Consider the following 13692-nt stretch of genomic DNA (forward strand, 5'->3'; position numbering starts at 1 on the left):
GGATCGACGCGTGACCGAACCGCGCGTCCTGCCCGCGATCCTCGTCGTGTCCGAGCACCACAGCGAGTTCCTGCTCGACGAGTTCGGCCGCTACACCCGCGACTACCAGCTCCGGGCGGTCCGGACGATGGGCGACGCGAAGGCGGTGCTCGACGAGCTCCGCACGGACGCCGTACCCGTCCCGATGATCGTGGCCGACTCGTCGCTGCCCGACGCCAGCGTGCTCGAGGCGTTCCACCTGTGGCGCACCGTGGTGCCGACGGCCCGGCGGCTGGTCGTCGCGCACTGGGACAACTTCCTCACCGACGCGCCGCGGCTGCGCGCGGGCATGGCCAAGGGCAAGTTCGACGCCTATCTGCTGATGCCGCGCGGCGTGCGCGACGAGGAGTTCCACACCGCCGTCACCGAGCTGCTCTCCGACTGGGGCTCGACCGTCGCCGACCCCGAGGTCGACACCGTCCGGATCGTCACGCCCGTGCTCGACGGGCTGACCCTGTCGATCCGCGACTTCCTCGACCGGATGGGCATGCCGGCCCGCGTGCACCACCCCGACAGCCAGGTCGGCTCCGAGGTGCTCGCCCGCTTCCCCGACCCCACCGAGGTCACCTTCCCGGTCGTGGAGTCGATGCGTCGCGACCCGATCCTGGCGACCTCCGTGCACGACGTCGCCGTGAACATCTACGGCGCGCCCAGCGACATCGACGTCGACACCGTGGTCGACCTCGCGATCGTCGGCGGCGGCCCGGCCGGGCTCGCGGCCGCGGTGTACGGCGCCAGCGAGGGGCTCGACACCGTCGTGGTCGAGGCGGAGGCGGTCGGCGGCCAGGCCGGCACGTCGTCGATGATCCGCAACTACCTCGGCTTCCCCCGCGGCATCTCCGGCATGCGGCTGGCCCAGCGCGCCCGCAACCAGGCGATCCGGTTCGGCGCCCGCTTCTTCACCGGCTGGCCGGTCACCGGCCTCGAGGTGGGCTCCGACGGCCTCCCGCACGCGGTCGTCACCGACGGCGGCCGGATCCGGGCCCGCGCGGTCGTCGTCTCCTCCGGGGTCTCCTACCGCAAGCTGCGCGTCGAGCCGCTCGAGCACCTCGTCGGGCAGGGCGTCTTCTACGGTGCCGCGATGACCGCCGCCCGCGAGATGGAGGGTCAGGACGTGTACGTCGTCGGCGGCGGCAACTCCGCCGGCCAGGCCGCGGTGCACCTGTCGCGCTTCGCCGCCTCGGTCACGATCCTGGTCCGCCGCCCGACGATCACCGAGACGATGTCGCAGTACCTCGTCGACGAGATCACCTGGAACCCCCGCGTCCGGGTCCGGGCGTGCTGCGAGGTCGTGGACGGCGGCGGCGACGGCCACCTGGAGTGGCTGACGATCCGGAACACCGAGACCGGCGAGGAGAAGCGGCACGACGCCTACGGCCTGTTCCTGCTCCTCGGGGCCGAGCCGACCTGCGACTGGCTACCGCCCCGGATCGCCCGCGACGAGCGCGGCTTCGTGCTCACCGGCCGCGACGTCCCCAAGGAGTCGTGGCTCGACGGCCTGCCGCCCGAGAGCCTCGCCACCACCGTGCCCGGCATCTTCGCCGCCGGTGACATCCGGGCGGGCTCGATGAAGCGGGTCGCGGCGGCCAGCGGCGAGGGCGCGTCCGTGGTGCCGCTGGTGCACCAGTGGCTCGAGCCCGGACCGGAGCTGTGACCGCGTCGACGCCGGAGCTGCGGATCGACCCCGACGGCGCCGTACCGCCGTTCGAGCAGCTGCGCACCCAGCTCGCCCGCCAGGCCGCCGACGGCACCCTGCCCGCGGGCACGAAGCTGCCGACCGTCCGCGGCCTCGCCGACCACCTCGGCCTCGCGCCCGGCACGGTGGCCCGGGCCTACAAGGAGCTCGAGGGCGACGGCGTCATCGAGACCCAGGGCCGGCGCGGCACCTTCGTCCGGTCGGGGGCGACCGCCGGTGCGGGGGTCTCGACGGTCGTCACCGCACTCGTCGCGGCGGCGCGCCGCGACGGGCTCACGCTGCCCGAGACGCAGCGGCTCGTCGAGCGCGCCTGGTCCTGACCCGGAACGCCGACGGCCCGCCCTCCCCGGAGGGAGGACGGGCCGTGCGGTCGTGGGTGCTCGACTCAACGAGCGGGCGTCACTCGGACTTGTTCTCGTCCTCGTCGGCCGCGGCCTCCTCGGCCGGAGCCTCGTCAGCGGCAGCCTCGTCGGCCGGAGCCTCGTCGGTGGCCTCGGCCTCGACGACCTCGGTCTCGGTGCCCTCGGCGGCCGGGGTCTCCTCCGCCTCGGCGGCGGGGGTCTCCTCGACGGTGTCCGCAGCAGCCGGAGCGGCGGCGGTCTTGCTGGCCGGCTTGTCGGACTTCGCCTTCGGCGTGTAGTCCTCGGTCACCAGCTCGATGACGGCCATCGGGGCGTTGTCGCCCTTGCGGGGGCCGATCTTGGTGATCCGGGTGTAGCCACCCGGACGCTCGGCGTACCGCGGCGCGATGTCCTCGAACAGCGTGTGCACGACACCCTTGTCGCGGATCGTCGACACCACCTGGCGACGGTTGTGCAGGTCGCCCTTCTTGGCCTTGGTGATCAGCTTCTCCGCGACCGGACGCAGCACGCGCGCCTTGGCCTCGGTGGTGGTGATCCGGCCGTGCTCGAACAGGGCGGTGGCCAGGTTCGAGACGATCAGCCGCTGGTGGGCCGGGCTGCCGCCGAGGCGGGCGCCCTTCTTGGGGGTAGGCATCTTCGTCTACTCGTTCCTCCCGGGCCGTACCAGGTACCCGGGTAGTGGTGTTCTTCGGTTGGTCGAGCCTGTCGGGACCCTCAGGTCCCGGCGTGACTCAGTACTGCTCGTCCTCGACGAAGCTGTCGTCGTCGTCGTCGCCGTACGCCGCGAGGGCGGCCTGCGGGTCGAAGCCGGGCGCCGAGTCCTTCAGGGACAGACCCATCTCGTGCAGCTTCGCCTTGACCTCGTCGATCGACTTGGCGCCGAAGTTGCGGATGTCGAGCAGGTCCTGCTCCGAGCGGCTGATGAGCTCACCCACGGTGTGGATGCCCTCGCGCTTGAGGCAGTTGTAGGAGCGGACCGTGAGGTTGAGCTCCTCGACCGGCAGCGCCAGGTCGGCGGCGAGCTGCTCGTCGACCGGGGACGGGCCGATGTCGATGCCCTCGGCCTCGACGTTGAGCTCACGGGCCAGGCCGAAGAGCTCGACGAGGGTCTTGCCGGCCGAGGCGATCGCGTCGCGGGGACGGATCGACGGCTTGGTCTCGACGTCGATCACCAGCTTGTCGAAGTCCGTGCGCTGCTCGACACGGGTGGCCTCGACCTTGTAGGTGACCTTGAGGACCGGGCTGTAGATCGAGTCGACCGGCATGCGGCCGATCTCGTTGTCGCCGCCCTTGTTCTGCACGGCGGAGACGTAGCCACGGCCACGCTCGACGACGAGCTCCATCTCGAGCTTGCCCTTGTCGTTCAGGGTGGCGATGTGCAGGTCGGGGTTGTGCACCTCGACACCGGCCGGGGGCGCGATGTCGGCGGCGGTGACCGCACCGGGGCCCTGCTTGCGCAGGTACATGGTGACCGGCTCGTCGTGCTCGGAGGAGACGACGAGGTCCTTGAGGTTCAGGATGACCTCGGTGACGTCCTCCTTGACCCCCTCGATGGTGGAGAACTCGTGCAGCACGCCGTCGACCTTGATGCTGGTCACGGACGCGCCGGGGATCGAGGAGAGCAGGGTGCGACGCAGGGAGTTGCCGAGCGTGTAGCCGAAGCCGGGCTCCAGCGGCTCGATCACGAACCGCGAGCGGAACTCGTCGACGGCCTCTTCCGACAGGGTCGGGCGCTGAGCGATAAGCACTTCTTTGTTTCCTTTCCGAGCCCACCCGCTATATGACGGACTCGAACGCAGTGAAAAGGAAGGGAGTGTGCCGGGGAGGCCGGGCCCGGAGGCCTGGACTCCCCGTCACGGGGTGTTACTTCTTCGAGTAGAACTCGACGATGAGCTGCTCCTGGACCGGGATGTCGATCTGCTGACGCACCGGGACCTGGTGGATCAGGACGCGCATGCGGTTGGGCAGCGCCTCCATCCATGCCGGGACGACGCGCTCGCCGTGGGTCTCACGAGCCACGATGAACGGGGTCATCTCCAGCGACTTCTCGCGGACGTCGATCACGTCGTGCTGGGTCACCTGGAAGGACGGGATGTCGACCTTCTTGCCGTTGACCTTGAAGTGACCGTGCACGACGAGCTGACGGGCGTGGCGGCGCGTGCGGGCGAACCCGGCGCGGTAGACCACGTTGTCGAGACGGCACTCGAGGAGCTGCAGCAGGTTGTCACCGGTCTTGCCGGGACGACGGGCGGCCTCGACGTAGTAGCGGTGGAACTGCTTCTCCAGCACGCCATAGGTGAAGCGGGCCTTCTGCTTCTCCTGGAGCTGGTTGCGGTACTCGCTCTCCTTCACCCGGGCGCGGCCGTGCTGGCCGGGCGGGTAAGGGCGACGCTCGTACGCCTGGTCGCCACCAACGAGGTCGACGCCGAGACGGCGCGACTTCTTGGTCATGGGGCCGGTGTAGCGGGCCATTTCTCAAGTCTCCTAGTTCGCTGGGTGGCCGGCGTCAGACGCGACGACGCTTGGGCGGGCGGCAGCCGTTGTGGGGCGTGGGCGTGACGTCCTGGATGGTGCCGACCTCGAGGCCGATCGCGCCCAGGGACCGGATCGCCGTCTCGCGGCCCGAACCCGGACCCTTGACGAAGACGTCGATCTTCTTCATGCCGTGCTCCATCGCGCGGCGCCCGGCAGCCTCAGCGGCCATCTGCGCGGCGAACGGGGTGGACTTGCGGGAGCCCTTGAAGCCGACGGTGCCGGCGGACGCCCACGAGATCACCGCACCGGTCGGGTCGGTGATCGTGACGATGGTGTTGTTGAACGTGCTCTTGATGTGGGCTTCGCCCTGAGCGACGTTCTTCTTCTCCTTGCGGCGCACCTTCTTGGCGCCGGAAGCCTGACGGCTCTTGGGAGGCATAGGTGGTCAGTCTCCTGAGGTAGCTGGTCTGTCGAGTTCGGTGGAGGCAGCGATCCGGCGTGAGCCAGGAATCACTTGGCCTTCTTCTTGCCGGCGACGGTGCGCTTCGGGCCCTTGCGGGTACGGGCGTTCGTCTTGGTGCGCTGACCGCGGACCGGGAGGCCCTGGCGGTGGCGGCGACCCTGGTAGCTGCCGATCTCGATCTTCCGGCGGATGTCAGCCTGGACCTCGCGACGGAGGTCACCCTCGATCTTGAAGTTCGCTTCGATCTCGTCGCGGAGCTTGACCAGCTCCTCGTCGCCCAGCTGGTGGACCCGCATGTTGGGGTCGACCCCGGTCGAGGCCAGGAGCTGCTGGGCGCGGGTACGGCCGATGCCGTAGATGTAGGTGAGTGCGATCTCCACACGCTTGTCGCGCGGAAGGTCAACACCAACGAGGCGTGCCATTGTCTGGCGGTTTCCCTTCAGTGTTCTCGGAGGTGTCGGTCGTGTCGCGTCCCGCTCCTCGAGTGAAGTGCTCATCGAGCGGGCCCCGGCCTCCGACCCGGGGGTGACCCGGTCCCCTCACAGGGTCCGGGAGCGATCACGGAGGTGGTTTTCAGTTGTGACCGGCTGGTCTCGACAGGCTCGACCGGCCGGGGGCTGCGATCAGCCTTGGCGCTGCTTGTGGCGCGGGTTCTCGCAGATGACCATGACGCGGCCGTGGCGACGGATCACCTTGCACTTGTCACAGATCGGCTTGACGCTCGGGTTGACCTTCACGACGGGAGGCCTTTCTCGTTCGGCTGGGCGTTACTTGTAGCGGTAGACGATGCGACCTCGTGTGAGGTCGTACGGCGAGAGCTCCACCACCACGCGGTCCTCGGGGAGGATCCGGATGTAGTGCTGGCGCATCTTGCCGCTGATGTGGGCGAGTACCTTGTGCCCGTTGCTCAGCTCGACCCGGAACATCGCGTTCGGGAGAGCCTCGACGACGGTGCCCTCGATCTCGATCACGCCTTCTTTCTTCGGCATGTCCTCCACATTCCGTTTGATGACGTTGTCTACCGTTCGACCCGGGAACCGCCCCGCCCCACGCCTGCCGGCGCCGTGCGGGTGGACCTCGTGAAGCCGTCCGGGGCGCCCGATTCCCGCGCGCGATCCAGGCACCGGAAGACCGGTGATCCTGGATGCTTGCGGCAGCCGCTGGGCGCCACGAAACAGGCCCACGTTGGGCCGACGCACCAGTCTACGGGAAACACCAAGCGATCCTGAAATCGTCGCTATGCTCCCTCGATCACACGGCTCCGGGCGCCGGTTTCGTCCGGTTCTGTCCTAGATCGCCTCGCCCAGCAGCCGGAGCGTGGCCTCCCGGGCCGGGGAGGCGTCCGCCGCCGTCCCGGTGAGCGCACCGGCCACCGGGTGCACCATCACCTCGCCCACGCCGTACGCCGCCGCGAGCTCGCGCAGCTGCTCGGCCGCCTGCTTCGGGTCACCGACCACCCAGCGCTCGCGCATCGCCGCCTGCAGCCCCTGGTGCACGGCCGGGACCGGGTCGGCCTCGGCTTCCTCGACCAACCGCTGCGGGCGGAGCGCTCCCCCGGTGCGCAGCGCGATCATCGCCTGGAGCTGCGGCAGTGCGAGCCGCTCGGCCTCCTCGGCCGTCTCGGCGACCGCCGCGTTGACGGTCAGGAACGTGCGCGGGGCGTCCAGGTCGGCCGAGGGCCGGAAGCTGTCGCGGTAGAGGGCGAGCGCCTCCGCCGTACCCGAACCGGAGAAGTGGTGCGCGAAGACGTACGGCAGGCCGAGCTCGGCGGCCAGCCGCGCGGAGTAGTCGGACGAGCCGAGCAGCCACAGCGTCGGCACGCTCACGGCGTGCGGGGTGGCGCGCAGCTCGAACGTCTCGCCGCGCAGGTCGAGGCCGGCTCCCTCCCGGGCCATCAGCGCGGCCACGTTCTGCACGTAGTCGCCGAACCGGTTCACCACGTCCTCGTCGGTCGCGCCGCTGCGCAGCACGTAGCGGGTGACCGGGTCGGTGCCGGGCGCGCGGCCGATGCCGAGGTCGATGCGACCGGGGTGGGCGGCCTCGAGCAGCGCGAACTGCTCGGCGACCACGAGCGGCGCGTGGTTGGGCAGCATGACGCCGCCGGAACCGACCCGGATCCGCCCGGTGGCGCCGGCGATCATCGCGATCAGCACCGGCGGGTTGGTCGCCGCGACGGCCGGCATGTTGTGGTGCTCGGCCACCCAGTAGCGCTCGTAGCCGGCCGCGTCCGCGGTGCGCGCCAGGGACAGCGACGCGCGGATGGCGTCGCCGGTCGTCTGGTCGGTGCGGACCGGGACGAGGTCGAGGACGGACAGGGTCAGCGGTTCCGAGGGCACGGGCGGCACAACGCCGGCGAGGCCCCGGTTGTTCCGCACGGCCGGGCCGCGGCGTCAGGTGGCCAGCCGGTCCAGCAGCCACGACGGCCGGACGACGGAGGCACCGACGGCCTCGACCCGCGCCTGCAGACCACGGTCGGCGGTGACCACGGCGATCTCGCGCCCGTCGGCGACGCGCGCGGCAGCCTCGGCCACGATCGTGTCGTCGCCGGACCCGGTGGCGTGGACCGTCACGACGACGCCGTCCGCCACGGCCGGCACACCCGCGCGGGCCGCGCCCTCGAGGACGACCACGACCTCGTCGTGCGGTACGGCGGTCGCGGACAGCTGCGCCACGAGCCGTGCGGCAGCACCGGCGCGGTCGCGCCACCAGCCGTCCGGGCGGCTGCCCACCACGTTCGCGGCGTCGACGACGAGCGACGACGCGGACACCCGGCGGCTCTCAGCGCCCGCCGAACGGCACGCCGAGCTCGGCGAGCTTGGCCTCGCCGCCGTCGAGCGCCGTCAGCACCCAGGCCCCGTCGGGCGTCAGGGTGAAGGTGTTCTCGCTGTGGGCGGCCCACGAGCCGTCGTCGGTGACGACCGTCCAGTCGTCGTCGAGCACGGTCGTCTCGGGCGAGCCGAGCACGATCATCGGCTCCACGGCGAGCGCCAGGCCGCGCACCAGCTTGGGGCCGCGGCCAGGCCGGCCGTAGTTGGGAACGTTGGGCGGCTGGTGCATCGCGGACCCGATGCCGTGCCCGACGTACTCCTCGAGGATGCCGTAGTCCCCCTGGCTGCGGACGTAGCTCTCCACGGCGTGGGAGATGTCGGTGACCCGGCCGCCGAGGGCAGCCGCGGCGATCCCGCGCCACATCGCCTCCTCGGTCACCCGGATCAGCTCGCACACCTCGTCGGGCACCTCGCCCACGGGCACCGTCACCGCGGCGTCCCCGTGCCAGCCCTGGACGATCGCGCCGCAGTCGATGCTGACGACGTCGCCGTCGTTGATCACCCGGTCGCCGGGGATGCCGTGGACGACCTCGTCGTTGACCGACACGCACAGCGTGCCCGGGAACCCGTGGTAGCCGAGGAACGACGGCGTGGCTCCGCGCGAGCGGATGTGGTCCTCCGCGACCGCGTCGAGGGCGCCGGTCGTCATGCCCGGCTTCACGGTACGGCGGACCAGGTCGAGCGTCTCGCCGACCACGAGCCCGGCCTCGCGCATCAGCGCGATCTGCTCGGGCGTCTTGATCTCGACGCCGCGGTCACGGAAGCCCATCGACACTCGTCCAGCAGGACCGGTCAGCTGGCGGCGGCGCCGGTGACGCCGAGCGCCTGGAAGACGCGGGCGCTCACCTCGTCGACGGTGCCCATGCCGTCGACCTCCGTGAGGACGCCGTGACCGGCGTACACCGAGATCAGCGGGGCGGTCTGCTCGGCGTAGACGTCCTGCCGCCGCCGGATGACCTCCTCGGTGTCGTCGGTGCGACCCTCGGTCTCGGCCCGGCGCAGCAGCCGCGCGACGATCTCGTCCTGGTCGACGGTCAGCACGACGACCGCGTCGATCGCGGCCTTGTGGTCGGCCAGCATCGCGTCGAGCTCCTCGACCTGGGCCACCGTGCGCGGGTAGCCGTCGAGCAGGAAGCCGCCGCGGGCGTCGTCCTGGTTGATCCGGTCGCGCACCATCGCGTTGGTGACGGAGTCCGGGACGTACTCGCCCGCGTCCATGTAGCCCTTGGCCTCGAGGCCGAGCGGCGTCTGCTGCGAGACGTTGGCCCGGAAGATGTCACCGGTGGAGATGGCGGGCACGCCCAGCTTGGCGGCGATCACCTTCGCCTGCGTTCCCTTCCCCGCACCCGGGGGGCCCATCAGGATGAGTCGCATCAGCGCAAGAACCCTTCGTAGTTGCGCTGCTGGAGCTGGCTCTCGATCTGCTTCACCGTGTCGAGCGCGACACCCACCATGATCAGGATGGAGGTACCACCGAACGGGAAGTTCTGGTTCGCGTTCACCAGCACGAGGGCGACGAGCGGGACCAGCGAGATCAGACCGAGGTACAGCGAGCCCGGCAGCGTGATGCGGGACAGGACGTAGTTGAGGTACTCCTCGGTCGGCTTTCCCGCCCGGATCCCGGGGATGAAGCCGCCGTACTTCTTCATGTTGTCCGCGACTTCCTGAGGGTTGAAGGTGATCGCGACGTAGAAGTAGGTGAAGAAGATGATCAGGCCGAAGTACACCGCCATGTAGAGGGGGTGGTCCCCTGACACCAGGTAGGTGTTGAGGAAGTCGGCCCAGGCGGAACGGCTCTGGCCGGCGAACTGGACGGCCATCGCCGGCAGGTAGAGCAGGCTCGAGGCGAAGATGACCGGGATGATGCCGGCCTGGTTGACCTTGAGCGGGATGTACGTCGACGAGCCGCCGAACATCTTGCGGCCCACCATGCGACGGGCGTACTGCACCGGGATCCGGCGCTGCCCCTGTTCCATGAAGATGACGGCCGCCACCAGCACGAGTCCGATCGCCATCACCAGGGCGAACACCCACCAGCCGCGCGAGACCTTGACCTGCCACAGGGCCGAGGGGAAGGTCGCGACGACCTGGGTGAAGATCAGGATGGACATGCCGTTGCCGATGCCGCGGTCGGTGATCAGCTCGCCGAGCCACATGATGACGGCGGTGCCGGCGGTCATCGTGATGACCATGACGACCATGGTCGTCAGGCTGTCCTCGTTGTAGAGGAGCGGGTCGGGGCAGCCTTGGAGCAGCTGCCGGCTGCGCGCGAGCGCGACGATGCCGGTCGCCTGCAGCACCGCCAGCGCCAACGTGAGGTACCGGGTGTACTGCGTGATCTTGGTCTGGCCGGCCTGGCCCTCCTTCTTGAGGGCCTCGAGGCGCGGGATCACGACCACGAGCAGCTGCAGGATGATGCTCGCCGTGATGTACGGCATGATCCCGAGCGCGAACACGGTCAGCTGGAGCAGCGCGCCGCCGGAGAAGAGGTTGATCAGGCCGTAGAGGCCGTCGTTCTCGATCTGCGCGAAACAGGCCTGCACGTTGCCGACGTTGACGCCGGGCGCGGGGACCTGGGACCCGAACCGGAAGATGACGACGATCAACATCACGAACAGCAACTTGCGTCGCAGGTCCGGCGTGCGGAACGCGTTCGCGAAAGCGCCTAGCACTGGGGTGACACCGTCCTCTTCATCACTACCTGTCCAATCCCCCGGCGGCGGATTCCTGGGACCCTGAGGGCTCCCACACCGAGGAGACGGTCCCCCGCTGCTGCGGACAGGACCACGGAAGCCTAACAGGGGCCCGAGCACCCGGCGCGGTCAGGGATTACTCCCTGCCGACCGAGGCTCGAGCCCCTGTGCACGGTCATGCTGGGTTCGCGAAACGGGGAGAGCCGGAGGCTCAGACCTCGGTCGCGGTGCCGCCGGCGGCGGCGATCTTCTCCTTGGCCGAGGCGGAGAACGCGTGCGCGCTCACCTGCACGGCCACGGACAGGTCACCGGAGCCGAGCACCTTGACGGGGCTGCCGTCGCGGACGGCACCCTTCGCCACCAGGTCCTCGACACCCACGGTGCCGCCCTCGGGGAAGAGGTCGTTGATCCGGTCGAGGTTGACGACCTGGAACTCGACCTTGAACGGGTTCTTGAAGCCCTTGAGCTTCGGCATCCGCATGTGGATCGGCATCTGGCCACCCTCGAAGGCGGCCGGAACCTGGTAGCGGGCCTTGGTGCCCTTGGTACCGCGACCGGCGGTCTTGCCCTTCGAGCCCTCACCGCGACCCACGCGGGTCTTGGCGGTCTTGGCACCAGGGGCGGGACGCAGGTGGTGCAGCTTGAGCGTCATGTCAGTCGACCTCCTCGACCGTCACCATGTGACGGACGGTGTGGACCATGCCACGGATCTCGGGACGGTCCTCCTTGACGACGACGTCGCCGATGCGCTTGAGGCCAAGCGAACGGAGGGTGTCCCGCTGGTTCTGCTTGCAGCCGATCGAGGACCGCTGCTGCTGGACCTTGAGACGCGCCATCAGGACGACACCTCCGCACGGGCCTTCAGCAGCGCGGCCGGGGCGACGTCCTCGACGGGGAGGCCACGGCGGGCCGCGACGGCCTCGGGCTCCTCGAGCGAGCGCAGCGCCTCGACGGTCGCGTGCACGATGTTGATCTGGTTCGACGAGCCGAGCGACTTGCTCAGGACGTCGTGGATGCCGGCGCACTCCAGCACGGCGCGCACCGGGCCACCGGCGATCACACCGGTACCGGGAGCAGCCGGGCGGAGCAGCACGACGCCGGCCGCCTTCTCACCCTGGATGGGGTGCGGGATGGTGCCCTGGACACGGGGGACCTTGAAGAAGTGCTTCTTGGCCTCCTCGACGCCCTTGGCGATCGCGGCCGGCACCTCCTTGGCCTTGCCGTAGCCCACGCCGACCATGCCATCGCCGTCACCGACGATCACGAGGGCGGTGAAGCTGAAGCGACGACCACCCTTCACGACCTTGGCGACACGGTTGATCGCGACGACACGCTCGATGTAGGCGGTCTTGTCGGCGACCTGGCCACCGCGACGGTCGTCGCGGCCACCACGGCGCTCGCCACCGCCGCTACGGCGCTGGGATCCGCTCATTTCGAACTACCTCTTCCTCTACTTGTTGTCGCGATCAGAACGCGAGGCCGCCCTCGCGGGCGCCGTCGGCCAGGGCGGCGACCCGCCCGTGGTACTGGTTGCCGGCTCGGTCGAACACCGCGGCGGTCACACCCGCGGCCTTCGCGCGCTCGGCGACGAGCTCGCCGACCTTGCGGGCCTTGGCGGACTTGTCACCGTCGAACGAGCGCAGGTCGGCCTCCATGGTGCTGGCGGAGGCGAGCGTCTTGCCGATCACGTCGTCCACGACCTGCACGCTGATGTGCTTCGAGGAGCGGGTGACCACCAGACGCGGACGCTCGGCGGTGCCGGAGATCGTCTTGCGGCCACGGACCTGACGACGCAGGCGCGAGGCGGTGCGGCCGGCCGTGTGCTTCTTGTGCTTGAGGGAGATCGCCATGGTCACTTACCAGCCTTTCCGACCTTGCGGCGGATCTGCTCGCCCGCGTAGCGGACGCCCTTGCCCTTGTACGGCTCGGGCTTGCGGAGCTTGCGGATGTTCGCGGCGACCTCGCCGACCAGCTGCTTGTCGATGCCCTGGACACCGAGCTTGGTGGGGCCCTCGACCGTGAAGGTGATGCCCTCGGGGGCGTTGACCGTGATCGAGTGCGAGTAGCCGAGCTGGAACTCCAGCTGGGTGGGGCCCTTCGACAGGACGCGGTAGCCCACGCCCACGATCTCGAGCTTCTTCTCGTAGCCGTCGGTCACGCCGATCACCATGTTGTTGATCAGGGTGCGGGTCAGGCCGTGCAGCGAGCGCGACTCGCGCTCGTCGTCCGGACGCGAGACCTCGACGCTGCCGTCCTCGCCCTTGCCGACGGAGATCGGGGCGGCGACGGTGTGGCTCAGGGTGCCCTTCGGACCCTTGACCGTCACCAGACGCTCCTCGATCGCGACGTCGACACCCGACGGGACCGTGATGGGGAGCTTGCCAATGCGCGACATGCTGTGTGTTTCCTTCCCTGGTCTCGCGGGTTACCAGACGTAGGCGAGGACTTCCCCACCCACGCCCTTCTGGTTCGCCTGGCGGTCGGTCAGCAGACCCTGGCTCGTCGAGATGATCGCGACGCCGAGGCCGCCGAGCACCTTCGGGAGCCCGGTGTGCTTCGCGTAGACGCGCAGGCCGGGCTTGCTGATCCGGCGGACGCCCGCGATGGAGCGCTCGCGGTTCTGGCCGAACTTGAGGGTCACGTGGAGGGTCTTGCCCACCTCGCCCTCAGCCGGGTCCTCGACCTTCCAGGAGGTGATGTAGCCCTCCTGCTGGAGGATCTCCGCGACGCCGGCCTTGATCTTGCTGTACGGCATCGTCACCGAGTCGTGGTACGCCTGGTTGGCGTTGCGCAGACGGGTCAGCATGTCTGCGATCGGGTCAGTCATCGTCATGGCCGTGAGGCCCTTTCTCACCGTGGTTTCGCGAGCCCGTGCTGGACGGGCGCTGCGACCTTCAGCGTTGTCGGTTGAACTCGAATGCGGGGGTCGTGCAGGGGTGGAGTGCTGTTACCAGCTGCTCTTGGTGACGCCGGGCAGCTCGCCCCGGTGCGCCATCTCGCGCAGGCAAATGCGGCACAGGCCGAACTTGCGGTAGACCGCCTTCGGCCGGCCGCAGCGCTGGCAGCGGGTGTAGCCGCGGACCTTGAACTTCGGGGTCCGGGCCGCCTTGACCTTGAGCGCAGTCTTCGCCATCGG

General features: G+C 69.7%; 21 protein-coding genes. 2 read left to right on the forward strand and 19 right to left on the reverse strand.

All coding sequences use genetic code 11. The annotated features are described in order from the left end of the window. Positions 1-10: 10 nt before the first annotated feature. Positions 11-1693 (forward strand): NAD(P)/FAD-dependent oxidoreductase, encoded by a 1683-nt coding sequence (locus tag ETU37_RS01010; RefSeq protein WP_129985008.1) that lies wholly within the window; start codon positions 11-13, stop codon positions 1691-1693. Next, positions 1690-2055, forward strand: coding sequence for a GntR family transcriptional regulator (locus tag ETU37_RS01015; RefSeq protein ID WP_129985009.1), 366 nt, complete (start codon positions 1690-1692; stop codon positions 2053-2055). The genes ETU37_RS01010 and ETU37_RS01015 overlap by 4 nt, the downstream gene beginning before the upstream one ends. Positions 2056-2134: 79 nt before the next feature. On the opposite strand, the gene rplQ is transcribed toward ETU37_RS01015, so the two are convergent. From rplQ to ETU37_RS01110, 19 genes are all read right to left on the reverse strand, one after another. Continuing rightward, complete coding sequence (gene rplQ / locus ETU37_RS01020; protein WP_129985010.1) at positions 2135-2731, reverse strand: 50S ribosomal protein L17; 597 nt, start codon at positions 2729-2731, stop codon at positions 2135-2137. Positions 2732-2828: 97 nt separating this feature from the next. Continuing rightward, positions 2829-3845 carry a DNA-directed RNA polymerase subunit alpha gene (locus tag ETU37_RS01025; protein WP_129985011.1) on the reverse strand — a complete coding sequence of 339 codons (1017 nt, stop codon included), beginning with the start codon at positions 3843-3845 and terminating at the stop codon, positions 2829-2831. Positions 3846-3960: 115 nt separating this feature from the next. Further along, entirely contained in the window at positions 3961-4569 is a 609-nt protein-coding gene (gene rpsD, locus ETU37_RS01030) for a 30S ribosomal protein S4 (protein WP_129985012.1), read from the reverse strand. A 34-nt stretch (positions 4570-4603) separates the two neighbouring features. Next, positions 4604-5011 (reverse strand): 30S ribosomal protein S11, encoded by a 408-nt coding sequence (rpsK, locus tag ETU37_RS01035; RefSeq protein WP_129985013.1) that lies wholly within the window; start codon positions 5009-5011, stop codon positions 4604-4606. Between the two features lie 71 nt (positions 5012-5082). Beyond that, positions 5083-5457: a 30S ribosomal protein S13 gene (rpsM, locus tag ETU37_RS01040; protein ID WP_129985014.1), complete on the reverse strand. Its 375-nt coding sequence runs from the start codon at positions 5455-5457 to the stop codon at positions 5083-5085. Between the two features lie 201 nt (positions 5458-5658). Beyond that, positions 5659-5772, reverse strand: a complete 114-nt coding sequence (gene rpmJ, locus ETU37_RS01045; RefSeq protein ID WP_004008316.1) for a 50S ribosomal protein L36 — start codon at positions 5770-5772, stop codon at positions 5659-5661. A gap of 30 nt (positions 5773-5802) precedes the next feature. Beyond that, the gene (gene infA / locus ETU37_RS01050) at positions 5803-6024 is read right to left on the reverse strand and encodes a translation initiation factor IF-1 (RefSeq protein ID WP_011757309.1); all 222 of its coding nucleotides are present in this window, start codon (positions 6022-6024) and stop codon (positions 5803-5805) included. Positions 6025-6324: 300 nt separating this feature from the next. Further along, on the reverse strand, positions 6325-7371 hold the full coding sequence (locus ETU37_RS01055) for an LLM class flavin-dependent oxidoreductase (RefSeq protein ID WP_240755461.1): 1047 nt from the start codon (positions 7369-7371) through the stop codon (positions 6325-6327). Between the two features lie 54 nt (positions 7372-7425). Continuing rightward, a complete protein-coding gene (locus ETU37_RS01060) occupies positions 7426-7803 on the reverse strand; it encodes a hypothetical protein (RefSeq protein WP_129985015.1) in 378 nt (125 codons plus the stop codon). 10 nt (positions 7804-7813) lie between these two features. Beyond that, entirely contained in the window at positions 7814-8632 is an 819-nt protein-coding gene (map, locus tag ETU37_RS01065) for a type I methionyl aminopeptidase (protein ID WP_129985016.1), read from the reverse strand. 23 nt (positions 8633-8655) lie between these two features. Then, a complete protein-coding gene (locus tag ETU37_RS01070; protein WP_129985017.1) occupies positions 8656-9237 on the reverse strand; it encodes an adenylate kinase in 582 nt (193 codons plus the stop codon). Continuing rightward, positions 9237-10535, reverse strand: a complete 1299-nt coding sequence (gene secY / locus ETU37_RS01075; protein ID WP_129985018.1) for a preprotein translocase subunit SecY — start codon at positions 10533-10535, stop codon at positions 9237-9239. Before secY ends, ETU37_RS01070 begins: the two co-directional genes overlap by 1 nt. Before the next feature lie 232 nt (positions 10536-10767). Further along, the gene (rplO, locus tag ETU37_RS01080; RefSeq protein ID WP_129985019.1) at positions 10768-11208 is read right to left on the reverse strand and encodes a 50S ribosomal protein L15; all 441 of its coding nucleotides are present in this window, start codon (positions 11206-11208) and stop codon (positions 10768-10770) included. Position 11209: 1 nt separating this feature from the next. Next, positions 11210-11392 carry a 50S ribosomal protein L30 gene (rpmD, locus tag ETU37_RS01085; RefSeq protein WP_129985020.1) on the reverse strand — a complete coding sequence of 61 codons (183 nt, stop codon included), beginning with the start codon at positions 11390-11392 and terminating at the stop codon, positions 11210-11212. Then, positions 11392-11988 (reverse strand): 30S ribosomal protein S5, encoded by a 597-nt coding sequence (rpsE, locus tag ETU37_RS01090; protein WP_129985021.1) that lies wholly within the window; start codon positions 11986-11988, stop codon positions 11392-11394. Before rpsE ends, rpmD begins: the two co-directional genes overlap by 1 nt. 34 nt (positions 11989-12022) lie before the next feature. Beyond that, positions 12023-12406, reverse strand: a complete 384-nt coding sequence (rplR, locus tag ETU37_RS01095; RefSeq protein WP_129985022.1) for a 50S ribosomal protein L18 — start codon at positions 12404-12406, stop codon at positions 12023-12025. Positions 12407-12408: 2 nt separating this feature from the next. Further along, a complete protein-coding gene (gene rplF / locus ETU37_RS01100) occupies positions 12409-12951 on the reverse strand; it encodes a 50S ribosomal protein L6 (RefSeq protein ID WP_129985023.1) in 543 nt (180 codons plus the stop codon). Positions 12952-12981: 30 nt separating this feature from the next. Further along, positions 12982-13389: a 30S ribosomal protein S8 gene (gene rpsH / locus ETU37_RS01105; protein WP_129985024.1), complete on the reverse strand. Its 408-nt coding sequence runs from the start codon at positions 13387-13389 to the stop codon at positions 12982-12984. Positions 13390-13503: 114 nt separating this feature from the next. Continuing rightward, positions 13504-13689 carry a type Z 30S ribosomal protein S14 gene (locus ETU37_RS01110; RefSeq protein WP_129985025.1) on the reverse strand — a complete coding sequence of 62 codons (186 nt, stop codon included), beginning with the start codon at positions 13687-13689 and terminating at the stop codon, positions 13504-13506. Between the last annotated feature and the right edge of the window lie 3 nt (positions 13690-13692).

It is taken from the genome of Nocardioides iriomotensis (assembly GCF_004168035.1).
Classification (GTDB): Bacteria; Actinomycetota; Actinomycetes; order Propionibacteriales; family Nocardioidaceae; genus Nocardioides_B; species Nocardioides_B iriomotensis.

Coding starts and splice junctions, on each gene's coding strand:
- rplQ (WP_129985010.1), bottom strand. CDS start 2,731: ATGCCTACCCCCAAGAAGGGCGCCCGCCTCGGCGGCAGCCCGGCCCAC.
- rpsD (WP_129985012.1), bottom strand. CDS start 4,569: ATGGCCCGCTACACCGGCCCCATGACCAAGAAGTCGCGCCGTCTCGGC.
- rpsK (WP_129985013.1), bottom strand. CDS start 5,011: ATGCCTCCCAAGAGCCGTCAGGCTTCCGGCGCCAAGAAGGTGCGCCGC.
- rpsM (WP_129985014.1), bottom strand. CDS start 5,457: ATGGCACGCCTCGTTGGTGTTGACCTTCCGCGCGACAAGCGTGTGGAG.
- infA (WP_011757309.1), bottom strand. CDS start 6,024: ATGCCGAAGAAAGAAGGCGTGATCGAGATCGAGGGCACCGTCGTCGAG.
- map (WP_129985016.1), bottom strand. CDS start 8,632: ATGGGCTTCCGTGACCGCGGCGTCGAGATCAAGACGCCCGAGCAGATC.
- ETU37_RS01070 (WP_129985017.1), bottom strand. CDS start 9,237: ATGCGACTCATCCTGATGGGCCCCCCGGGTGCGGGGAAGGGAACGCAG.
- rplO (WP_129985019.1), bottom strand. CDS start 11,208: ATGACGCTCAAGCTGCACCACCTGCGTCCCGCCCCTGGTGCCAAGACC.
- rpmD (WP_129985020.1), bottom strand. CDS start 11,392: ATGGCGCGTCTCAAGGTCCAGCAGCAGCGGTCCTCGATCGGCTGCAAG.
- rpsE (WP_129985021.1), bottom strand. CDS start 11,988: ATGAGCGGATCCCAGCGCCGTAGCGGCGGTGGCGAGCGCCGTGGTGGC.
- rplR (WP_129985022.1), bottom strand. CDS start 12,406: ATGGCGATCTCCCTCAAGCACAAGAAGCACACGGCCGGCCGCACCGCC.
- rplF (WP_129985023.1), bottom strand. CDS start 12,951: ATGTCGCGCATTGGCAAGCTCCCCATCACGGTCCCGTCGGGTGTCGAC.
- rpsH (WP_129985024.1), bottom strand. CDS start 13,389: ATGACGATGACTGACCCGATCGCAGACATGCTGACCCGTCTGCGCAAC.
- ETU37_RS01110 (WP_129985025.1), bottom strand. CDS start 13,689: ATGGCGAAGACTGCGCTCAAGGTCAAGGCGGCCCGGACCCCGAAGTTC.